This is a genomic window from Duodenibacillus massiliensis, assembly GCF_900128485.1.
GTDB classification, from domain to species: Bacteria; Pseudomonadota; Gammaproteobacteria; order Burkholderiales; family Burkholderiaceae_F; genus Duodenibacillus; species Duodenibacillus massiliensis.
The window spans coordinates 177,532-198,757 of sequence record NZ_LT635859.1; the positions used below are offsets into that span (position 1 = coordinate 177,532).

Below are 21,226 nucleotides of genomic sequence, written 5' to 3' on the forward strand. Positions count from 1 at the left end.
TTTATTTAGCTACGGTTTTGTTTTTGTTCTTATTCTTTTTCTTGCGTTTTTTACGGGGCTTGGGAAAGTCCTCGTCAAAGTCGAAGTCTTCCCGAAAGCTTGACCAGTCGTCTCCGTCGTCGTCATCGTCGTCGAAATCCCAGTCGTCAAACCGACGGCGCCCGAATCCGCGCGAACCAAAGCCCTCTCTTTCCCCGGTATAGATCGTAAAGTCCACGCGCAGTGTTTCGGTGTCTGCGCTTTCGACCGTGGCCTTCACGCGTTTACCGATATAAAACTTCTCGCGCCCGCTGCGCCCGGTCATGGTGTTTTCCGAGGCATCAAACTCGTAGTAGTCGGGGCCGATCTTTGAGACGTGCACGAAGCCTTCGACGTAAGGATCATCAAGCGTCACATAAAGCCCTGCGGCAATAACGCCCGTGACGGTCCCTTCAAAGGACTTTCCGCAAAACTGCGAAATGTAGCGGCATTTAAGCCAGCTGACAACTTCGCGCGAAGCATCATCGGCACGGCGCTCGGCCGCAGAGCAGATGAGCCCCAACTCACGCCAGGCTTCAAGCTGCTTTACCTGGCGCGCAGCAACCGGTGTCTCACGGTTTTGGGCGCGCTCTGCGTTTTCCCGCGTGAGTTTGCGGCCGTTAAAGCCGTCCATGAGCCGCGTGAAATCCCCTTCAAAGACGGGCGAATACTTGCGGCGCGACAAAAGCGCACGGATCGTGCGGTGCACGAGAAGGTCCGGATAGCGGCGAATGGGCGACGTAAAGTGCGTGTAGGCAGGGTAATTGAGACCGTAGTGTCCGCAGTTGTCGGGACTGTAGACCGCGCGCTGCATGGAGCGCAGCATGGCGGCCTGCACGACGTCGCTCACCGGGCTCTCCTTAAGGCTTGCAAGCACCTTTTCAAAGTCAGCCGCCCCGGGTTTATCGCCGCCCCCGAGCCTCAGATGCATCGAGGAAAGCGTCGCACGTAATGCCGCAAGCTTATCGGCGGCCGGCGGCTCATGAATCCGGAATAAGGACATCGCCTTTTTGCGGCCGATAAAGTCCGCGGCACAGACGTTGGCCGCGAGCATGCACTCTTCAATGAGGCGGTGCGCGTCGTTATGGTCTCTACGGTGAATGGCTTTAATGAGGCCCTTTTCGTCGAGATCAAACTGCGTTTCCGTCGTCTCAAAGTCAATTGCACCGCGTCTGACGCGCGCGGCACGAAAGGCCTTATAAAGGTCGTAAAGCGCCTTAATATCTTCAAGGCTTCCGCCGCGGCCGATGAGATCGTCACTTTTTCCCTGCAGTGCCGCCCACACGGCGGTGTAGGTAAGCCTTGCGTGCGAGTGAATGAGTGCCGGATAAAACTGATAAGCCGACACCAGACCGTCCGTACCCACCATCATGTCGCAGACCAAAACCGCGCGGTCTACGCCGGGATTTAAGGAACACAACCCGTTACTTAACTTCTCGGGGAGCATCGGTATGACGCAGCTCGGAAAGTAGACACTCGTGGCGCGGTTTAAGGCTTCTTTATTAAGGGCCGAACCTTCAGTGACATAGTGACTGACGTCGGCAATTGCGACCAAAAGGCGCCAGCCCGATTTCTCCGGCGTACACCACACCGCATCGTCAAAGTCTCGGGAGTCTTCGCCGTCAATCGTCATAAAGCCGATGTCGCGCAGATCGATGCGCTCATCGGCCTCTTCGGCACCGGGGTCTGAGGGCAGAGCCTCGGCTTCCTTAACGACCGCCTCAGAAAAAATGTGCGGCAGATCGTATTTGGCAAGCGCCACCTCAAGCTCACCCGAAGACGTGTCCGCGTCTTCAATCACCTTCACCACGTGTCCGGTGGGTGTGCCGGTAAAACCCAGCGGTCGCGGATCGGTTTCAACCTGGATTTTTACGTCCCTGCCGCCCGGCACCTGCCAGGGTTTGTCCAGATCGATGGAAGCCATGGTGAAAAAACGGCTCACCGGTCTCAGGGACTTCAAGGCTTTTTTCCTGAGGTCCAGATAGTCCAGGGGGCAGATATAACGTCTTGCGGGCTGCTCAAGAAGGGCGGCAATCCAAACGGTATCCGTGCGTCCGTCAGCCTCACAGGCAAGTACCCTGTCGCCCGGCAGCATGTTCTCGCAAACGTCAAGGAGCGTCTCGCAGTCCACTCGCTCACCTCGGTCATTTTCAATGAGCACGTGGTCAGAAACGTTGCTCACCGTTGCGGTAAACCAGCGCCAGCCTTCTTTGCGGAAAAACTGATTCTTTTCCCGGTCGTAGCCCACAAAGGGCATGTCCATGTACCAGAGACCGTCTTTTTCAGTTGCAAATGTCTTAAGCGACTCGGCCTCAAACCCGGTCGTGCGGCTCATGTCCGCCAGAGTCACCCCGTCTTTTGCCTGCCAGAGCACAAAGCAGATACGCGAGACAATCAGAGCCTCATCGCTGCTGCCGCGTTGCTTGCGGGGTTTGATGATTTCGAGCCCGGCCGCCAGCGGCGTTTTCTTTTTCGTTTTTGTCTGAGCCATTCGTTTTTAATTTGACAATCGGAAAATCTTCGGCATAATACGCGTCTCAGGATTTTTGCCCAAGTGGCGAAATTGGTAGACGCACTGTGTTCAGGTCGCAGCGCCGTGAGGCATGCTGGTTCGAGTCCAGTCTTGGGCACCAAATCTCAAAAATCCTGTTCCGAATGAACCCTTGGCAACAAGGGTTTTTTCGTATCCGGCGTTTGTATCGACCCAAAAGCGCGGCTGCCGGTTTTTAAAGCCCTCAGCCGATTCCGTCAACCCCGACCTTTCTCACACGTAGCGCAGGTTAACACACATCGCTCTGCGTGTCTGTTTCATTAACCCGGGGCCGCGGGTACGTATGTCACCCTGAAGCCCCCTGACAGAGCCCGGCTCAGGATTGGCTTATATGCCGCAGATTTTCCGTGATCCCGATGCAACGCCCGAGGAGCGCCGCGCAGGCGTTGTTGAGGCTTTAAAGAGCATACTCGGGCGCTACGACGTCACGTTTTCTTTTTCGGAAAGCCCTAAGACCGACGGTAAAACCGTCTGGCTCGGAAACCTCGATCCCGATGATGAAAGCTTTGAAACCTTTGCGCTCGGCCACGGCATCCACGAGATGATGCACGTCACGCAGACGGATATGAGCGCTTTTGCCGCCAAAGAGAAAACGGAACTCACCGCCGGGCTTATCAACGTCCTGGAAGACGTCCGCATCGACACCTACGGCATGCGGCTTAACCGCCTCTACGGCGTCTGGCGCAATTGTCTCGCGGAAAAACTTGAGGAAAACGGGCGTCTGGCGGCCGCTTCCTACAAGGACCTGCCGCCCGCAGCACTTTTCTGCACGTGGCTTCATGCCGAACTCATGGCCCGGGAAAAGATGGACTGGGCCGTGAAGTTCAAAGACCTTCTGAGGGCGGAAGTCGCAAAGCACCTGCCGTCCGCGCTTCTTGACCGCGTTCTCAATGAGGCGCAGGACGCAGGAAATCTTGCCGACACCGCCGCCGTCATGGCGCTTGCCGAGAGCATTGAAAAGACGGTGCGCGCTGAACTCACTGCGGCCCCGCAGGCAACTCAGGAAGGTGCCGCACAAAACCCCGCCAAGGCGCGGTTTACCAAAACACTGCTTACTGCACAGCACACCGGAAGCGGCCACACGCACTGTCTGGAAGGCGCAGCCTCTGAGGAGCCCGCGCGCGGCAGTCTGCCGCATGTGCAGGAGGCGCTTTACCGCGTGGCAGACCCCGACGCCGTTGAACCGGACGTGGATACCCCCGAGGAAAAGAAGCTTTTCACGGAAAGCTTTTACGGAAAATTTGAAGAAATTGAAAAGCTCAGAGACGCGTTTGAAGCGCTTTTTGCCGGGCCCGCGGAAAACGATGACACGGACGCCGCTTCGGACGGTGACGACCTCACCGAGGACGCGCCCGTTGACATCCTTTTAAAAGAACCCCGGCTTTTTGCCAAACGGGGAACGCCCGTAAAAAAGCCCTCGGGACACCTCATGATGCTTTTGGACCGCTCCGGTTCCATGGGTGTGGAGCGACTCTCCTCGGCCAAAGCGGCCGTCGCCCTCATTTACCGGTCCGCAAAAAAGGTGAACGGCATCACCGTCACTGCCGCAGCCTTTCCCGGCCCCAACAAAACGGACATTCTGCCGTTGACGGCTGACGCAGCCGTCACTGCCGAAGACTTTATCCGGCGCTTTGCACCGCTTTCCTCCTGGGGCGCAACGCCGATTGCTGAAGCGATTGACTGGGCCCGCGACCAGATGGACGCCGTGGAGAGCGAGAGAAAACTCCTTCTTATCATCACCGACGGCGACTTCCCTGAGGATTTCTTCATCCCTCACGAGAAAACGCTCACCGGGCACGGCATTGAATTGGCGGTCTTAGCAATTGCGAGCGACACCGAACCCGAAGGGATCAACGCCCTTGTGGTTGAAGAGGATGCCGCGATTGCCGACACACTCATTGCGCTTATTAAAAACACCGACTTCTCGCGGGAACTCACGCAGTAGACAAACAGCAAAAAGCCCTGCCGACGATCTCGAACAGGGCTTTTTTTCAACCGAGCAACCGGTCAGAGCGCGTCGCCGAACTTGGCGCGGCAGTTGGCGAGGTGCTTTTCAATGCCGATGTCGTCGTAGCACTCAAAGGGCTGATGAATCCAGGGGCTGTCGGTGTACTGAACGACCGAGTAGTCCGGATGAAACACCGAGCAGGCCTTCACCCAAATGACGGCCACACGGATTTCGGTGATCTGCGGGTAGTTGCGCTTTAAGTGTTCCACCACCTTTTTAATCGTGGCGCCCGAGTCACAGAGGTCGTCGACCAAAAGAAGCTTTCCCTTTAACTCCGACACGCCCGTGATGTACTTGGCGATATCGAGATCCCCCTGCACGGTACCTGCGGCTTCACGGTAGGAACTCGTCGTCATGATCGCCAGGGGCTTACTGTAGACGCGGCTGAAGATGTCGCCGGGGCGCATGCCGCCGCGGGCCAGACACAGAAGCGAGTCAAACTCCCAGCCGCTTGCGCCCACACGGGCGACAAGACGTTCGCAGAGATCGCGGTATTGGTTCCAGTCAATATGATCGTGTTGCATAGTGCGTGCAGTCAAAAGAAAACAGGCGGCCCGCTATTGAAAAACAGGCGGTTCGACCAAAATCAGAACCGCCTGTGCGAGTCGTAACTTAGTATTTTAGCTGAGTTACGCGAACGGGTTATCCAAGAGAATCGTCTGGCTTCTGTCGGGGCCCGTGGAAACAAGGGCAATCGGGCAGCCGGCGACTTCGGAGAGGCGCTTCAGATACCGGCGGGCCGATTCAGGGAGATCCTCCCAGCGCGTCACGCCGAACGTGCTTTCCTTCCAGCCCGGGAATTCTTCGTAAACCGGTTCGCAGCGGGCGGCAGCGTCAGCGCCGTAAGGCATGAGATCAACTTCCTGGCCGTCAACCTTGTAACCCACGGCAAGCTTTACCTTCTCCATACCGTCAAAGACGTCAAGCTTCATGACGGCAAGCCCCGTGAGACCGTTAATCTGCACGGCGCGGCGCAGTGCGGCACCGTCAAACCAGCCGCAGCGGCGCGGACGCCCCGTCACGGCACCGAATTCGTTGCCCTTCTTGCGGAGTTCTTCTCCGACGGCGTCCTCAAGTTCCGTCGGGAAGGGGCCGCTGCCCACACGGGTGCAGTAGGCCTTGGTGATGCCCAAAATGTAGTTGAGACGCTGAGGACCGACGCCCGCACCTGCGCTTGCCGAACCCGCCACCGTATTGGACGACGTTACGAAGGGATAGGTCCCGTGATCGATGTCAAGCATCGAACCCTGGGCGCCCTCAAAGAGGAACTGCTTACCGGCGTCCATGGCGCGGTTCAGTTCCGCGGAGACGTCTTTGACCATCGGAGCGAGACGGTCGGCGTAGGAAAGCGCGTCATCGATCACCTTCTGGGGATCAAGCGCTTCGGCCTTGAGGTAATTTTTCAGAACGAAGTTGTGCAGTTCGAGAATCGAACGAACACGCTCGGCAAACACGGCCGGCTGATAGAGGTCAGCGACACGCACGCTGCGGCGCGCGACCTTGTCTTCATAGGCCGGACCGATGCCGCGGCCCGTAGTGCCGATTTTCTTAGCCCCAAGAGCCGCTTCACGCGCGTGATCGAGCGCAATATGGTACGGCATGATGAGCGGGCAGTTACCCGAGACATGCAAGCGGGGTTCGGCATCCACGCCGTGGCTCTTTAATTCATCGATTTCACGGAAGAAAGCTTCCGGGCTCAGAACAACACCGTTACCGAGGTAGCACTGAGACGTCGGATGCATGATGCCCGAGGGAATCAGACGCAAAATGGTCTTGTTGCCGTTGATGACAAGCGTATGGCCTGCGTTATGGCCGCCGTTAAAGCGAACAACGCCGTCCACCTTTTCGGTAAGCCAGTCGACAATCTTACCCTTACCCTCGTCACCCCACTGGGCGCCGACCACCACGACGTTCTTTGACATATTCAGTTGCTCCTAACGGCGGGGCTTGATGACCCTGAGCTCAACCGAGCCCTCACCCCGCACGAGTTCGTGCGTTAAAGTAAAACGTTCGGCCGCCGCCAAGGGGCTCTCCCCGGGCAACAGCGAAATCACAATTTTGCCGCAAGCGCGCAGTTTTTCAACCTCGCGCCGGTAGTCCTTGTCCGTAACCGTTGCATCCGCGAGCACCGCTTCGGGCCGAATGTCCTTTTCCGAGGCATTCAAAACGGCGGAAAGCTCCCGCAGATACACGGTAAAACCGCAGGCCGGCCGCGGCCGGCCGAACGCCAGACCGACTCCATCATAGCGCCCGCCTCTCAAAACCGCCTGAGCATATTGCGGTATGTTCACCGAGAAGGTGGCGCCGGTGAGGTACTGATAGCCGTGCACGTCACAGAAGTCAAAACTCACTTCGTCCGCGCCGCACGTTTTCCCGAGTTCCCGTGCTTCGGCCAGGGCCTTTTGCACGGCCCCGGAGGCGGGCAGCAGTTTCTCGAGTTCATCAATGACGGAAGCGTCCCCGAAGTGCGTCAGAAGCGCAGAAAGCGCCGCGTGCGTCGCGGGCTTTAAAGTTGCGGCCGCACTTTCCAGAGCCGTCGGATCCTTCATACGGAGCGCGCGTAAAATCGCATGCAGTTCTTCTTCGTTTAACGCACGGTCAGCGGCTAAAAGCGCGCGGACAATCGCGGTGTGACCGATATCGACGTGGACCTTTTCCACCCCCAAAAGCCGCAGCGTCTTCACAGCAAGCCGGATCATGTAGCGGTCGGCTTCTTCGCCCGAGCAGCCGAAAAGTTCGGCCCCGGCCACAAAGGGTTCGCGGGACGCAAGCGGATGCAGAGGCCTGGCGTGCAGGCAGGTTGCGGCGTAGCAGAGGCGGCTCACCCCGGTGCTGTTCAGAATATGCGCGTCAATGCGCGCAATCTGCGGCGTGATGTCGGCTCTTAAGCCCACCATGCGGCCGTTGGCCTGGTCCATGAACTTAAAGGTGTTGTTGTCAAGGTCGCTGCCGCTTCCCGTCAAAAGAGACGAGACAAACTCAATCATCGGCGGCTCAACCTGCTCAAAGCCGTGAGACGCGAAAAGATCCAGACACGTCCTGCGCATTTTTTCGAGCACACGCATCTGCTGCGGCAGGATGTCTGCCATGTTGTCGGGCAAAAGCCAGGTAGCCATTTCAAGTAATCTCCGTCACGGTCCAGATGACTGTGAGTGCCGCCGCAAGAATCACCAGAGCAACGCGCCGCACAAACGCCTCATCGGCCTTTGAAAGTTCCGCTAGCGACCGCTTCCATAAGTGCGGAGCAATCACCGGAAAAAGGCTTTCAAAGACCGCGGCAAACGCAAGCGCCAGAACGATGACTTTCATGGGGTCGGCAACGGACGGTCGGTACCGTTACTTATTGTTTTTGTCGTTTTTGAAGTAACGGAAGAATTCACCGTTGGTGTCGGTGACCATCACGTCACCCTTTTTGCCGAAAGCTTCACGGTAGGCTTCAACACTGCGGTAAAAGCGCGCGAATTCCGGATCCCGGCCGAAGGCTTCGGCGTAGATGCGGTTGGCTTCGGCGTCCCCCGCGCCCTTAATCTTCTGGGCGTCACGGTAGGCCTGCGCAAGAATCACTTCACGCTGACGGTCGGCGTCGGCCCGGATCTTTTCGGCTTCCGCGGCACCCGTGGAGCGTTCTTCGCTGGCCACACGCTTACGTTCGGCTTCCATGCGGCGGTAGACGGACTCGGAAATTTCCGGCGTAAAGTCCACGCGCTTTAAGCGCACGTCAACGATTTCGATACCGACGTCCTTGACGCGGGCCTGCAGGCCCGTGCTGATGTCACGCATCGCCTGCTCGCGGCCGCGGGAGGTGATTTCGTTCACGGTACGGCGGTTCACGGTCTGGTTTAAGACGTCGCGCAAAAGGGCGGAGACACGGTCTTCGGCGGCGCGTTCACTGCCCTGAAAGGACACCCAGTAAAGGCGCGGATCGCCAATACGCCACTTCACGAAGCTGTCGATGAGAAGGTTCTTTTTTTCGCTTGTCTGCACGAGGTCGGCCTGCGGCGTGTCAAGCGACAAAATGCGCTTATCAAGGTAAACCACGTTCTGCAGGGGCGCAGGCAGCTTCACGTACAGGCCCGGTTCAGCCTGAATGTGCTTAAGTTCCCCGAGGCCGAAGACAAGTGCGTACTCACGCTCGCCCACGGTATAAAGGCACAGACGCGCAAGGCCCGCGATCACGGCAACGGCCACCACGAGTGTTGTCAGTTTTTTCACTTTTCTCTCTCCCTACTCTCAGCGGCCGCGCAGACGCAGCATTTCACGCGGATCGATATCGCGGACAACCGGCTGCTGCACTGCAGCGGGTGCCTGCACGGCGGGCGTCGTTGTACTCTGAGGCGCGGTATCCGTCACCTTGGCTTCCGACGCGGACTTTTCCATGAGCTTATCCAAAGGCAGATAGAGCAGATTGTTGTTGGTTTTGGTGTCAACGAGGATCTTGGAGGAGTTGGCGTAGAGCTCCTTCATGATGTCGACGTAGAGGCGGTCACGGGTCACCTCAGGCGCCTTTTCGTACTGCGCGAGAATCTTCTTGAAGCGCTCGGCGTCACCGCGGGCGGCCTCGGTCACGCGGGCCTTGTAGCCTTCGGCTTCTTGGTTGAGGCGCGAAGCCATACCGCGGGCCTTCGGGATGACGCCGTTGGCGTAGGCTTCACCTTCGTTGATCTGGCGCTCACGGTCCTGGCCGGCTTTGACCGCATCGTTAAAGGCAGCCTGCACCTGTTCCGGGGGCTGAGCGTTCTGGATCGCGACGCTCATCACCTCGATACCCGTGTTGTAGCGGTCAAGCATTGACTGCATGCCCGTTTTCACGCTCTCGGCAATTTCCTGCTTGCTTTCAAAAAGGACCGAATCCATGGTCTTGCGGCCCACGACTTCGCGCATGGCGCTTTCGGCGGCATGCACCACGGACTGATCAGGGTCACGGGTCTTAAAGAGGTAGTCCTTGGCGGCATTCGGGCGGATACGGTACTGCACGTTAAACTGCACGTCGACGATGTTTTCATCGTCGGTAAGCATCAGCGCTTCCCGTAAGCGGCTCGTCGTTCCGCGGATACCGATCTCAGCCTTTCGGACGCTTGAGACGTCCACGATTTCGGCCTCCTGAATGGGCCAGGGCATGCGCCAGTTAAAACCGGCGGAGGCGTCCTTGGTGTACTTGCCGAAGGTCGTCACGACACCCACCTGCCCTTCAGGGACGATGTAAAAGCCGCTTGCGGCCCACGCGACGACCGCAACGCAGGCAAGTACGGCAATGCCGCCCAAACCGAAACCCACGCCGTCGGGCACCTTCGGGAAACGCGAACGGTTGCCGCGGCCTGAGGGCGGGTTATTCGACGGGGGTTCGTCCCCGCCGTTATCGGGCCTGAAGTCGTTTAACCCGCGGTCATCAAAATTTTTTTCCTGCGGGTTTCTGCCGCGGTTAGCCTGCCCGCGACCGCCCAAAAGGCCGCCCAAGGCACGGTTAAAGTCATCCCAGAGCTGATCAAGGTCCGCGGCGCCGTTTTGCTGCTGCCGGGGGCGGCTGTTATTGTCGGCGCGCGGCTCTTCAGCGCGCGGCATATCCCCGCGCGGCGCCTCGGCCTGAGGCGCACCGGTCCGGGGCGCATCGCTTCCTGCGGGCTGCGTGTTTTCCGCCTCATTTTTGGGCGTCTCGCCTCCGGTCTGCTCCGGTTTTGTCTGATCGTCGCCGGTACGGCCCCAGCGGGGGTCATTAAGGGACATATCAATTCCTCTCTGAGTTTATATTCAATCAGCGGGTCTGCCGGCACAACGCGTCTCCCCGGTGCCGTCAGCTTCCGCACATCAGTTTTTCGGGTCCGAAAGGTTGTCGTTGCCGTCCAAAATTTCCGCCGCCTCGCGCTCCCAGTCTTCGGGTTCCCGGGGCAACGATTTGTTTTCCTCGGCCCAGACGTGCTTAAACTCTGCCACGGCATGACGCAGATCGTCAATGCCCTCGCCCGTTAAGGCGCTCACCGTCACGGACTTCACCGTGCCGTCGTCGCGCCTGACAATCCCGGGCGTCATCCCCGAACGGTCGATTTTATTAAAGACTGTGATGACGGGGACGGTGTCGGCCTCAATTTCACGTAAAACTTCGTTAACCGAAGCAATCTGCTCGTCTTTGACGGCCGAGCTTGAATCAACGACGTGTAAGAGAAGATCAGCATGCACCGTCTCATCAAGCGTTGACTTAAAGGCGTTCACAAGCTGATGCGGAAGCCCCCGGATAAAGCCCACGGTGTCGCTTGCGACAATCCAGTCTTCGCCCTCAAGCCAGCAGCGTCTTGCCGTTGTATCAAGCGTGGCAAAAAGCTGATCGGCCGCATAGGTTTCCGCGCGCGTCAAACGGTTAAAAAGCGTGGACTTTCCGGCATTGGTGTAGCCCACAAGGCTCACCGTCATCGTTTCGCCTTCGCTGCGGGATTTGCGCTGCGTGTCACGCTGCTTCTGCAGTTTTTTGAGCTGATCCCTGAGTTGCTTCACGCGGTTGGAAAGCAGACGCCTGTCCAACTCAATCTGCTTTTCACCGGGGCCGCCGGTCTTACCGAGGCCGCCTCTCTGGCGCTCCAGGTGCGTCCACCCGCGCACAAGGCGCGTGGCGAGGTGCTCAAGGCGCGCCAGCTCCACCTGCAGGCGCCCTTCCTTACTTTTGGCGCGCCGGCGGAAAATTTCAAGAATGAGTTCGGTTCTGTCCATCACCGCTATGCCGCAGGCCTGCGCGATGTTGCGCTCCTGGGCGGCCGAGAGCGCCGCATCAAAGACGACGATGCTGGCTTTTGCTGCCTGCGCGAGATTTTTGATCTCTTCGATTTTGCCGCTTCCTAAAAACGTTGCGGCATCGGGTTTGTCGCGGCGGGCGGCAAGAAAACCTGCGGGGACAAGACCGTCGGAGCGCACGAGTTCCGCGAGCTCATCGCCCGCATCAGCCCAGACGGTGCGGCCGATGGCGACCGTGACAAGAAACGCGCGGGTAGGTTCGGCCTCCCGCGCGCTTTCATAACGAAACTTGGTCAAATTACTCTTCCGGAATACTCGGCATGTTGACGGCGCGGGTCGGAACGACCGTGCTGATGGCGTGCTTGTAGACCATCTGCGTGACGGTGTTGCGTAAAAGCACCACGTACTGATCAAAGCTTTCCACCTGCCCCTGAAGCTTTATTCCGTTCACGAGGTAAATGGAAACCGGAATATGTTCCTTCCTGAGGATGTTGAGAAACGGGTCTTGTAACAGCTGCCCTTTGTTGATCGTGCTCATGTTTTTTCTTCTCCGGCACGGGTTTAACGACCGCGCCTTGGCAATAGTTTTTGTTGTTGGTGCCTCGGGCATACGCCCAGAAAGAAACGGCAAAGGTCTGAAAATCCCCTTTGCCGGCTTACTTTCTGTCTGCGGACGTACGTGTCCGGGGAACGGATTGGGTTATCTTATCATCACTTCAGACGGCCGGTTGCGGTGAAACCACACGCCGGCCGGAAAAAATGTACGCATTTGTCACGCAAAGACTACTTTTTGCCGTCTTCCGCGTAAGGATTGCGGCCCGTGCGGAATTCAATCCTCAAGGGTGTCCCCGCGAGATCGAACTTCTCCCGGAAAAAACCTTCGAGGTAACGGCGGTAACTGTCGCTGACGGCCTGCAGGCTGTTGCCGTGCACCACAACCACCGGCGGATTCATGCCGCCCTGGTGCGCGTAGCGCATCTTCGGACGGATGCGGCCGTCGCGGGGCGGCTGCTGAATGCTCACGGCTTCAAGCAGCGCTCGCGTCAGTTTCGGGGTCGGGAGTTTCGCAAACGCCGCCTTATGCGCGTCCACCACCGCCTTCATGAGATGGTTCAGTCCGTTACGCTTTAAGGCCGAAATGTGAATAAAGCGCGCCCAGCGCAGGAAGTTGAACTTTCGTTCGATATCGACGTCCACCATCGAGCGCTTGTAGGAATCCACGCCGTCCCACTTGTTGATGGCCACCACCAAAGCGCGCCCTGCCTCCATTGCGTAACCGGCGATATGCGCGTCGTTCGCGGACACGCCGTCCATCGCGTCAATCACCAGCACCACGACGTTACTTTGCTCGATGGCCTGCAGCGTTTTGATGACGGAAAACTTTTCAACAGCTTCAAAAACACGGCCCTTTTTGCGCAGACCCGCCGTATCGACGAGCTCAAAAGGCCTGCCGTCATACTCAAACTCGGTTTTAATCGCGTCGCGCGTCGTGCCCGGCATATCGTAGGCAATGAGGCGCTCTTCCCCCAAAAGGGCGTTGATGAGCGTGGACTTACCGACATTGGGGCGACCTGCTACCGTCACCTTGATGCGCTTAGGGGCGTCAGGATCGGTCTCTTCTTCGTCCTGAGCGTTCACGAAGGGCTCAAGCACGGTCTGCAAGAGGCCTGAGACCCCCTGCCCGTGCGCGGCGGAAATCCGCCAGGGGTCTCCGAGACCCAATTCGTGAAATTCCGCGACGTGGCTGTCGTCCAAGCCCTCAGACTTATTGACTGCGAGGAAAATCGGGCGGCCCGCGCTTCTTAAGTGCCGTGCGATGCGCTCATCGTGCGGCGTGAGCCCGCTTCTTGCGTCACAGACAAAGATCACGACGTCGGCTTCGGCAATCGCTGCTTCGGCTTGTCCGGCCATCTCCCGCACGATGCCTTCGCTTCTTACAGGTTCAAAGCCGCCCGTATCGACAACGATATAAGCGCAGGGCCCGACCTTACCCTGACCGTACTGACGGTCACGCGTAAGGCCCGGAAAATCCGCCACGATCGCGTCACGCGTTCTGGTGAGGCGGTTAAAAAGCGTGGATTTACCGACGTTGGGCCGTCCGACAAGTGCTACGACTGGAAGCATCACGTCACCCGTTTGTGTTTTTGTTTCGTGTTATTCGGAAAGCGTCAGCGCGGCAATTTCGCCATCGGCCGTCTGCACGAGCACGCGGCCTTCGCCCAACGCCAAGGGCGCCACATTCACGGCGCCGGAGACCGTGGTGCGGCCCACGATTTCGCCCGTTGCCTGGTCAAGGGCGTGAATCACACCGTCGTAGTCACCGACCAGAATGACCTTATTCATGGGAACCGGCGCCGAGGGCGTACGCCACTTCAGATCCTTGTTGGTCCACACGGGCTTGCCGGTTTCGTAGTCAAAGGCCTGAATGTCGCCCTGAGCGGTCACAACGTAGACGTTATGCCCGTCACTTACCGGGCCCGTGACGGCGTCAACGGGCTGCGACCAGAGAAGCCTGCCGTTTTGAGAACTCATGCAGACGATATTGCCCTGAAACGCCGCCGCGCACATCATGCGGCCGTCCACAAAGGGCGAGCCCACGACGTCGACAAGCCGCTCGACTTCGGTGATGCCCTTGGGCTGCGCAATCACCGCATCGAAAACCATCTTCCCCTGGGCGTCCAGTGCAAGAAGCCTGCCGTTAGCCTGCCCGACGAGGATTCCGGCCGGGGAAAACTTCATCTGAGCCGCAGTGCGCACGGTAAGCGCCGGAACCTGCGACTGATAGCGCCAGCGGCGCTCGCCGGTTGCCGCATCAAAGGCAGTGACACGGGTGTCGGCGGTGCGCACGACGACAAAACCGGAGCCCACCAGGGGCGGCACGCTCATTTCGCCTGAGAGCTTTACCTGCCAGAGTTTCTTACCGGTTTCATCAAAGACTTCGAGTTCACCCGAGGCGGTACCCACGGCCACAAGACGCCCGTCGGTGCCCACACCCGCGGTGATTTCGCTTTCAGTCTCCGTCTCCCAGAGCTTTTTGCCGGTTGCCGGATCCAGGAGGTAAACACTTCTGTCGCCGGCAGCATAGATGCCGCGCTCGGTGACCGCAGGCGTTAAAAGCCCGGTAAGCGACTCACCCACGCCCGCCGTCCAGTCTTCCTTAATCTGCACGAGTTCGCGGTAGTCCTGCAGTTCCGCCGGTTCATGCGGGTCCGGAGAGCCGCAGCCAGACAAAACAAGTGCCGCCGCGGCAGCTGCCGCCCAAAGTGAAAGCGTACGTTTGATTTTCACGGTAAGGTTTCCTTTTACGGAAGTGTTGGGTTTGACGTCTGTCCGTTACTTTGTCTCAACGGGCAGCGACTGCAGTTTGATGTTAAGAAGCGGCGTGACGGTACCGTCAAAGGCGTCGGCCTTGAGGGCCTTTTCCCAGGCGGCCTTGGCTTCGCCGTAGCGCTTTAAGGCAAAGTAGACGTCTCCGAGACGGTCGTTAAAACTCACGGCATCGGCTTCCAGGGGCTTAGCTGCTGTTAAAACGGAAAGCGCCGCATCGGCCTTTCCGGCATCAAGTTCAATGCCTGCAAGACGCACGCGCGCCGCGGTTTCGTATTCCGGACGGCCGCTTTCGTTAATGATCCAGTTTAAGGCCTGACGCGCCTCATCGGGCTTTTTCTGCCGCTGGGCTTCGGCGGCACGGTAAAAACCGGCAAGACCGGCAAAGACGTTGCCGGGATACTCCTTCATAAGGCCGTCGGCAATGGAAACAACGTTTTTGGCGTCGCCCTGCACGAAGGCGTTCTGCAGCTGCACGTAGGCGATCGTCGCCTTAGAGCCCTGATAACGCTGATACCAGTTCCAGCCGTTCCAGGCGGCAAAGGCAAGGCACCCCACGGTAATCACGGAGAGAACGGCTGTTCCCCACTTTTCCCACCAGGCTTTCAGTTGGTCAAGGGACTCTTGTTCTTCCAAATCGTATGCCATTTTTCAGTGTGTCCTTTGTTGTCTTTGCAAAAATTCCGATGACAGAGGGCTGAAAACAAATCAACCCTTGACAATCCGTTCAATCACTTCAGCTTCAGGCTGCGTCACCTGGTCCTCAAAAACCTGTTCGCCCGCAGTGTTTCTCAAGTGCTTCAAAGTGAGCTTACCTTCAGCGACTTCGCCTTCGCCCGCAATCACGCACCACTGCGCAAGCGACTGGTCTGCGCGCTTCATCTGCGTCTTAAAGGCGGTGCTGCCGGCGTGCACAACAACTCTGAGGCCCTTGTCGCGGAGCATCTCACCCAGGGCGACAGCCTTGCGTTCAGCCTCTCCCTCGTGGTGCACGATGTAGACGTCGCAGTCCGCGGCCTTCATCTCGCCCTTCACTTCCTTCATGAGTTCGATGACGCGTTCGGCGCCGATTGCAAAACCGGCTGCGGGCGTGGGTCTCCCCCCGAGCATTTCGATCAGAGGATCGTAGCGGCCGCCGCCGCAGATCGTACCCTGGGAGCCGAGCTTATCAGTAATCCACTCAAAAACGGTGTGGTTGTAGTAATCGAGCCCGCGCACAAGACGGGGGTTCACGGTGTAGCTGATCCCGAGGGCGGAAACACCGTCCTCAAGTTTTTTCAGAAACGCCAGGGACTTTTCACCGAGAAAATCAAGTAACTTCGGCGCGGCGTTCACCATCTCCTGCATGTCCGGATTTTTTGTATCCAGAATTCTCAGGGGGTTTGTGAGAAGCCGTCTCTTTGCGTCTTCGTCCAAAATATCGGCGTTTTGCTGAAAGTACGCAATGAGCGCCTCGCGGTGCTTGGCGCGCTCTTCGAGTTCGCCCAGGGTATTGAGTTCGAGGCGCGCTTCAATTCCGAGCGCTTTCCAGAGACGCGCGATCATCGCGAGAAGCTCGACATCGATGTCGGGACCGGCAAAACCGAGGGCTTCGCAGCCGAACTGATGGAACTGCCGGTAGCGGCCGCGCTGCGGGCGCTCGTGCCGGAACATCGGCCCGAAGTACCAGAGGCGCTGCGGGGCGTTGTAGGTGAGGCTGTGCTCAATGGCGCAGCGCACGACGGCGCTCGTATTTTCCGGACGCAGGGTGAGTTTTTCGCCGTTCATGCTGTCTTCAAAGGAATACATTTCCTTTTCGACAATATCGGTCACTTCCCCGATACCGCGGGTAAAAAGCGCCGTCTGCTCAAGAATCGGCGTGCGGATCTGACGAAAACCGTAGAGCGACGCCGTACGGCGGGCCGTATCGGTGAAAAACTCCCAGACAGCGCTTTCTTCGGGGAGCATGTCGGGCATCCCCTTGATGCCGGCGATCTTAATCTTTGCCATTTTGCTCTTTCCTTTAATTCTTTTTGCCGGACCAGCGCTTCTCGACGTAGTCCTCAATCATCTGTTTAAATTCCCCGGTCATTGCGTCGCCCTTAAGGCCCGCAACCTTGGCGCCGTCCACAAAGACCTGCGCAACCGGCGACTCCCCGCGGCCGGGCAGGCTGATGCCGATGTCGGCTTCCTGGCTTTCGCCCGGGCCGTTCACAATGCAGCCCATCACCGCCACCTTCATCATTTCGCACCCCGGGCGCGTCTTGCGCCACTCGGGCATGCGGCTTCTTAAAAAATCTTCCGTTTCCTGTGCGAGCTGCTGAAAAAGCGTGCTCGAGGTGCGCCCGCACCCGGGGCACGATGTCACCTGCGGGGCAAAGTGGCGCATGCCCATCGACTGCAGAAGCTGCTGCGCGACAATCACTTCCTGCTCTCGCGCCTTACCCGGTTCCGGGGTAATGGAAATGCGGATCGTGTCACCGATCCCTTCGGCAAGCAAAACCGCAAGCGCCGCGGTACTGGCGACCACGCCCTTGGTGCCGATACCGGCTTCGGTAAGTCCCAGATGCAGCGCCCAGTTGCCGCGCTTGCTTAACGCGCGGTAAACCGTGATGAGCTCGGTGACGTCGCTTACCTTCGCGGAAAGCACGATGTGGTCAGCAGGGAGCCCGATTTTTTCAGCAGCCTCAGCGCTTTGCACGGCGCTTTCCACCATTGCGTCCAAAAGCACTTCCTGCGGCGTTTTGGGGTTGGCGAGCGCGCGGTTGGCGTCCATCATGCGGGCGAGAAGCTCTTTATCGATGCTGCCGCCGTTAACGCCAATCCGAACCGGCTTATCGTAGCGGCAGGCCGTTTCCACCATCACCGCAAAATTGTTGCCGTGGTTTTCTCCCTTACCGACGTTACCGGGGTTGATGCGGTACTTGGAAAGGGCCTTGGCACACTCAGGGACTTCGGTTAAAAGCTTGTGGCCGTTATAGTGAAAGTCCCCCACAAGCGGCACAAAGCAGCCGCAGGCATCGAGCCGCTCGCGGATCGCGGCCACGGCCTTGGCGGCCGCCGGGGTATTGACCGTGAGACGCACGAGTTCAGAGCCGGTTGCGGCAAGCCGCACCGTCTGGCACACCGTGGCGTCAATGTCTTCGGTCGCGGTATTGGTCATGGACTGCACGACCACGGGGTGACCGCCCCCGATCACCACGACGTTATCCGCATTTCTGACGCTTACCGCATGCGTTGCACGGCGTTCTTTGTAAACGCTCATCGTTTCAACCGTTACTCTCAGTGTGAGGCCGCCGCATCTTTGACAAGAAGATCATGGGCCTCTTCCTTTTGCTGCACGAGGCGAATCGCACGGCGCGTGCGGTCGCGCACTTCGCCTGCCAACTGCCCGCAGGCTGCGGCAATATCGTCGCCGCGCGTTTTGCGCACCGTCGTGACAATACCCGCGTCGTTCAAAATCTTTGCAAAAGCCAGAACCTTCTCGCGCTCAGGCTGCTTTAAGTCCGAGTCCGGGAAGGGATTAAAGGGAATGAGATTAAATTTGCAGGGCACGGTCTTCACAAGCTTCACCAAAGCCCTTGCCTGCTCGGGCGCGTCGTTGATGCCGCCCAAAAGCAGATACTCAAACGTGATGAAGTCCCGAGGCGCCACCTTCAGATAGCGCCGGCAGGCCGCAAGAAGCTCCTCGAGCGGGTGCTTCTTATTGACGGGCATGAGCTTATCGCGCAGCGCATCGTCGGGCGCATGCAGACTCACCGCAAGCGCCACGGGCACCGCTTCGCCCAACTTATCCATCTGGCGCACAAGGCCCGAGGTGGAAACCGTCACGCGGCGGCGCGAAAGTCCGTAGCCGTTGTCGTCCAGAAAAATTCTCAGGGCCGGAATGACGTTATCGAGGTTTTGCAGGGGCTCGCCCATCCCCATCAGCACAACATTGCTGATCACGCGGTCGTTGGGGTCGGTGATGCCGGCTTCGCGCCTTAATTCCCGCTCAGCGGTCCAAAGCTGCCCCACAATTTCACCGGTCGTGAGGTTGCGGTTAAAGCCCTGCTTACCCGTGGAGCAGAAAAGGCACCCCATGGCGCAGCCCGCCTGCGTTGAAATACAGAGCGTTCCGCGGTCGTCTTCCGGGATAAACACCGCCTCGACGGCGTTGCCGTTACCCACATCAAAGAGCCATTTGCGCGTGCCGTCGGCGCTTTTGTGTTCCCTAATGATCGATGGCGCTTTGATGTAGGCCAGGTCCTTCAACCTGGCCCGGAACTCTTTGGCAAGGTTGGTCATGGCATCAAAATCATCGCAGCAGTAGCGGTGAATCCAGCGCGCAAGCTGCGTCGCACGGAAAGGCTTCTGGCCGATTGAGGCGCACCAGGCACGGATGCCTTCGGCGTCAAGGTCCAGAAGATTAATTTTTTCCTGCTGACTGCTCTCAGTTGTCGTCATGACCGTCCTGTGTCCTTCTTAGCGCTTGCAGATCGCAAGGGTCGGGAAGAAGTAAGCGATTTCCACAGCCGCCGTTTCCGGAGCGTCGGAGCCGTGCACGGCGTTGGCGTCGATGCTTTCGGCGAAGTCAGCGCGAATCGTCCCCTTTTCGGCCTTCTTCGGATCCGTGGCGCCCATGAGTTCACGGTTCTTGGCGATGGCGTTTTCACCTTCGAGAACCTGAATCATGACGGGACCGGAGATCATGAAGTCCACGAGCGCCTTAAAGAAGGGGCGTTCGCGGTGCACAGCGTAGAAGCCTTCGGCTTCGGCACGGGAGAGCTGACGCATCTGAGCGGCAACAATGCGCAGACCGTTGGTTTCGAAACGGGAGTAGATCTTGCCGATCACGTTCTTGGCGACGGCATCGGGCTTGATGATGGAAAGGGTACGCTGAATAGCCATTTCTTCTTTTCTCTTCTTTGAGAAGTATGCGAGTTTGCGGTTAAGTCCGCCGCAGCAGTCTTTGCCGCAGACACAAAAACACATCGGCTGCGCGCGTCCTAAAAAAAACCGCGCAGTCGATGCCTGAAAATTCAATCCCCGGCCCTTAAAGGCCAAGGGGCGGTTATTTTAGCATGGAGCCGGTTTTTAAACGCCGTCTTCAGGCACCTTAGAGGCGGCGTCTTTTGCCGTCGTTTCAGGCGTCTGCAGGCTCTCGGCCGCAACCGGCTCCTCCGGTTTTTTCTCAGGCTTGGGACCGGGCTCAAGCACCGCCATGCTTTCGACGTGTCCGGTGTGCGGGAACATGTTCATGACGCCCGCGGCACGGATGTGCCAGCCGCCTTCATGGTGCAGAATCGCACAGTCACGTGCAAGCGTTGCCGGGTTACAGGACACGTAGACCACACGCGCGGGGCGCTTGTCGGTTTTCGCAAGCACCTGCGCCAAAGCCTGCGCGCCTTCTCTCGGGGGATCAATGAGCACGCGGTCAATGCCGCCCGACCTTTCCCAGAGCGCATTCCAGTCGTCTTCGCTCCAGGTAAAGAGGTTCCGCGCGATAAAGTCGGTTTTCTCAGCAAGGCCGTTCATTTCGGCGCCGGCCCGCGCCCGGGCCACAAGCCCATCACTGCCTTCTAAGCCCGTGACGTGCGCCGCGCACCGCGCCAGGGGGAGCGTAAAGTTACCCAAACCGCAGAAAAAGTCCGCGACCTTATGCCCGGGCTTTACGCCCAGAAGATGCACGGCACGCGAAACCATCGTTTCATTTAAGGCGTGATTGACCTGCGTGAAGTCCGTGGGTTTAAAGACGATGTCAACGCCGAATTCCCCGAGGTGAAGTCTCAGCTTATCGGCGTCTTCCGGGTTCATGGGATAGGCGGTCTCAGGGCCCTTGGGCTGCAGCCAAATGTCGGCGCCCTTGTCTTTGCCGAACGCAAGAAGCCTTGCGGAATCGGCCTCCGTCACCGGCTCAAGATTGCGGAAAACAAGCGCCGTATGGCCGTCGCCTGCGACCGCCACTTCAATCTGGGGCATCCGGTCACGCATATCAAGGGAAGCGACAAGCTCACGCATCGCAGGGAGCATGTCGCTGATTTTCTTCGGCAGAATCAGGCACTCTTTCATATCCGCGACATAGCTGGAGCTTTTTTCGTGAAAGCCCACGAGCACGCCGCCCTTTTTCTCAACGTTTCGGACCGTCAGGCGCGCTCTGTGGCGGTAGTGCCAGAAGGGACCGTAAATGGGCGCAAGAAGCGACTCGGCCTTCAATTTTCCGATGTGCCAGAGCGCGTCGGTTAAAACCGCCTGCTTAAAGGCCACCTGGGCATTGGGTTCAAGGTGCTGCATGGCGCAGCCCCCGCAGCTGCCCGGGCCGATGCCGAAATTCGGGCATTTGGGCGTCACGCGCAGCGAAGACTCCTTGAGAATCGTCTTCACGCGCCCGATTTCAAAGTTGGGTTTATTGCGGAAACACTCGTAATCCACGGTTTCTCCGGGCAAAGCCCCTTCGACAAACGCAACCTTCCCTTCGTGGTGCCCGACGCCGCGTCCCTCGCCGTCCAGGCGTTCAATCGCAATGCGGTAAACCGGATGTTCCTTGACTTTCTTTGCTCGGGCCATTTTTTTCTAATCTGTTCTCAAAGAAATTAATCAGCCCGGCCGGCATCGGATGACGCTCGACCGGGCACGGGGTGTTTTTT

At 58.4% G+C, this 21,226-nt stretch carries 18 protein-coding genes and 1 tRNA gene; 2 read left to right on the forward strand and 17 right to left on the reverse strand.

Features of this window, described 5'->3' with window-relative positions:
• Window position 1: 1 nt before the first annotated feature.
• Complete coding sequence (locus BQ7486_RS03800; protein WP_074009032.1) at window positions 2-2,509, reverse strand: ribonuclease R family protein; 2,508 nt, start codon at window positions 2,507-2,509, stop codon at window positions 2-4.
• 57 nt (window positions 2,510-2,566) lie between these two features.
• On the opposite strand from BQ7486_RS03800, the gene BQ7486_RS03805 reads away from it, so the two are divergent.
• Window positions 2,567-2,651, forward strand: a tRNA-Leu gene (locus tag BQ7486_RS03805).
• A gap of 249 nt (window positions 2,652-2,900) precedes the next feature.
• Window positions 2,901-4,514, forward strand: coding sequence for a vWA domain-containing protein (locus BQ7486_RS03810; protein ID WP_074009033.1), 1,614 nt, complete (start codon window positions 2,901-2,903; stop codon window positions 4,512-4,514).
• A gap of 62 nt (window positions 4,515-4,576) precedes the next feature.
• Here BQ7486_RS03810 and BQ7486_RS03815 read toward each other — a convergent pair whose 3' ends face one another.
• The 16 genes from BQ7486_RS03815 to rlmD form a co-directional block, all read right to left on the reverse strand.
• Window positions 4,577-5,101 (reverse strand): phosphoribosyltransferase, encoded by a 525-nt coding sequence (locus BQ7486_RS03815; RefSeq protein ID WP_022373715.1) that lies wholly within the window; start codon window positions 5,099-5,101, stop codon window positions 4,577-4,579.
• A gap of 105 nt (window positions 5,102-5,206) precedes the next feature.
• On the reverse strand, window positions 5,207-6,499 hold the full coding sequence (locus BQ7486_RS03820; protein WP_074009034.1) for an adenylosuccinate synthase: 1,293 nt from the start codon (window positions 6,497-6,499) through the stop codon (window positions 5,207-5,209).
• A gap of 12 nt (window positions 6,500-6,511) precedes the next feature.
• Window positions 6,512-7,693: an ATP phosphoribosyltransferase regulatory subunit gene (locus tag BQ7486_RS03825; RefSeq protein ID WP_074009035.1), complete on the reverse strand. Its 1,182-nt coding sequence runs from the start codon at window positions 7,691-7,693 to the stop codon at window positions 6,512-6,514.
• A gap of 1 nt (window position 7,694) precedes the next feature.
• Complete coding sequence (locus tag BQ7486_RS03830) at window positions 7,695-7,886, reverse strand: DUF2065 domain-containing protein (protein ID WP_074009036.1); 192 nt, start codon at window positions 7,884-7,886, stop codon at window positions 7,695-7,697.
• Window positions 7,887-7,913: 27 nt separating this feature from the next.
• Window positions 7,914-8,789, reverse strand: a complete 876-nt coding sequence (gene hflC / locus BQ7486_RS03835) for a protease modulator HflC (protein ID WP_022373719.1) — start codon at window positions 8,787-8,789, stop codon at window positions 7,914-7,916.
• A gap of 18 nt (window positions 8,790-8,807) precedes the next feature.
• The gene (gene hflK, locus BQ7486_RS03840; protein WP_074009037.1) at window positions 8,808-10,298 is read right to left on the reverse strand and encodes an FtsH protease activity modulator HflK; all 1,491 of its coding nucleotides are present in this window, start codon (window positions 10,296-10,298) and stop codon (window positions 8,808-8,810) included.
• Between the two features lie 81 nt (window positions 10,299-10,379).
• Complete coding sequence (gene hflX / locus BQ7486_RS03845) at window positions 10,380-11,591, reverse strand: GTPase HflX (RefSeq protein WP_074009038.1); 1,212 nt, start codon at window positions 11,589-11,591, stop codon at window positions 10,380-10,382.
• A 1-nt stretch (window position 11,592) separates the two neighbouring features.
• Window positions 11,593-11,832 carry an RNA chaperone Hfq gene (hfq, locus tag BQ7486_RS03850; protein ID WP_022373722.1) on the reverse strand — a complete coding sequence of 80 codons (240 nt, stop codon included), beginning with the start codon at window positions 11,830-11,832 and terminating at the stop codon, window positions 11,593-11,595.
• 245 nt (window positions 11,833-12,077) lie between these two features.
• Window positions 12,078-13,418: a ribosome biogenesis GTPase Der gene (gene der, locus BQ7486_RS03855; protein WP_074009234.1), complete on the reverse strand. Its 1,341-nt coding sequence runs from the start codon at window positions 13,416-13,418 to the stop codon at window positions 12,078-12,080.
• Between the two features lie 30 nt (window positions 13,419-13,448).
• The gene (gene bamB, locus BQ7486_RS03860; protein WP_143183033.1) at window positions 13,449-14,582 is read right to left on the reverse strand and encodes an outer membrane protein assembly factor BamB; all 1,134 of its coding nucleotides are present in this window, start codon (window positions 14,580-14,582) and stop codon (window positions 13,449-13,451) included.
• A 45-nt stretch (window positions 14,583-14,627) separates the two neighbouring features.
• Window positions 14,628-15,269 (reverse strand): YfgM family protein, encoded by a 642-nt coding sequence (locus BQ7486_RS03865; RefSeq protein ID WP_022373725.1) that lies wholly within the window; start codon window positions 15,267-15,269, stop codon window positions 14,628-14,630.
• A 60-nt stretch (window positions 15,270-15,329) separates the two neighbouring features.
• Window positions 15,330-16,610 (reverse strand): histidine--tRNA ligase, encoded by a 1,281-nt coding sequence (hisS, locus tag BQ7486_RS03870; RefSeq protein ID WP_074009039.1) that lies wholly within the window; start codon window positions 16,608-16,610, stop codon window positions 15,330-15,332.
• 13 nt (window positions 16,611-16,623) lie between these two features.
• Complete coding sequence (gene ispG / locus BQ7486_RS03875) at window positions 16,624-17,865, reverse strand: flavodoxin-dependent (E)-4-hydroxy-3-methylbut-2-enyl-diphosphate synthase (protein WP_074009040.1); 1,242 nt, start codon at window positions 17,863-17,865, stop codon at window positions 16,624-16,626.
• Between the two features lie 17 nt (window positions 17,866-17,882).
• Window positions 17,883-19,046 carry a dual-specificity RNA methyltransferase RlmN gene (gene rlmN / locus BQ7486_RS03880; protein WP_074009041.1) on the reverse strand — a complete coding sequence of 388 codons (1,164 nt, stop codon included), beginning with the start codon at window positions 19,044-19,046 and terminating at the stop codon, window positions 17,883-17,885.
• A gap of 18 nt (window positions 19,047-19,064) precedes the next feature.
• The gene (ndk, locus tag BQ7486_RS03885; protein WP_074009236.1) at window positions 19,065-19,490 is read right to left on the reverse strand and encodes a nucleoside-diphosphate kinase; all 426 of its coding nucleotides are present in this window, start codon (window positions 19,488-19,490) and stop codon (window positions 19,065-19,067) included.
• Between the two features lie 186 nt (window positions 19,491-19,676).
• Window positions 19,677-21,146: a 23S rRNA (uracil(1939)-C(5))-methyltransferase RlmD gene (gene rlmD / locus BQ7486_RS03890; protein WP_074009042.1), complete on the reverse strand. Its 1,470-nt coding sequence runs from the start codon at window positions 21,144-21,146 to the stop codon at window positions 19,677-19,679.
• Between the last annotated feature and the right edge of the window lie 80 nt (window positions 21,147-21,226).

Bases quoted from the DNA above. Each gene is read 5' to 3' on its own strand.
- BQ7486_RS03800 (WP_074009032.1), bottom strand. From the start codon at position 2,509: ATGGCTCAGACAAAAACGAAAAAGAAAACGCCGCTGGCGGCCGGGCTC.
- der (WP_074009234.1), bottom strand. From the start codon at position 13,418: ATGCTTCCAGTCGTAGCACTTGTCGGACGGCCCAACGTCGGTAAATCC.
- BQ7486_RS03865 (WP_022373725.1), bottom strand. From the start codon at position 15,269: ATGGCATACGATTTGGAAGAACAAGAGTCCCTTGACCAACTGAAAGCC.
- BQ7486_RS03825 (WP_074009035.1), bottom strand. From the start codon at position 7,693: ATGGCTACCTGGCTTTTGCCCGACAACATGGCAGACATCCTGCCGCAG.
- hflK (WP_074009037.1), bottom strand. From the start codon at position 10,298: ATGTCCCTTAATGACCCCCGCTGGGGCCGTACCGGCGACGATCAGACA.
- ispG (WP_074009040.1), bottom strand. From the start codon at position 17,865: ATGAGCGTTTACAAAGAACGCCGTGCAACGCATGCGGTAAGCGTCAGA.
- hfq (WP_022373722.1), bottom strand. From the start codon at position 11,832: ATGAGCACGATCAACAAAGGGCAGCTGTTACAAGACCCGTTTCTCAAC.
- rlmN (WP_074009041.1), bottom strand. From the start codon at position 19,046: ATGACGACAACTGAGAGCAGTCAGCAGGAAAAAATTAATCTTCTGGAC.
- hisS (WP_074009039.1), bottom strand. From the start codon at position 16,610: ATGGCAAAGATTAAGATCGCCGGCATCAAGGGGATGCCCGACATGCTC.
- BQ7486_RS03830 (WP_074009036.1), bottom strand. From the start codon at position 7,886: ATGAAAGTCATCGTTCTGGCGCTTGCGTTTGCCGCGGTCTTTGAAAGC.
- rlmD (WP_074009042.1), bottom strand. From the start codon at position 21,146: ATGGCCCGAGCAAAGAAAGTCAAGGAACATCCGGTTTACCGCATTGCG.
- BQ7486_RS03815 (WP_022373715.1), bottom strand. From the start codon at position 5,101: ATGCAACACGATCATATTGACTGGAACCAATACCGCGATCTCTGCGAA.
- ndk (WP_074009236.1), bottom strand. From the start codon at position 19,490: ATGGCTATTCAGCGTACCCTTTCCATCATCAAGCCCGATGCCGTCGCC.
- BQ7486_RS03810 (WP_074009033.1), top strand. From the start codon at position 2,901: ATGCCGCAGATTTTCCGTGATCCCGATGCAACGCCCGAGGAGCGCCGC.
- BQ7486_RS03820 (WP_074009034.1), bottom strand. From the start codon at position 6,499: ATGTCAAAGAACGTCGTGGTGGTCGGCGCCCAGTGGGGTGACGAGGGT.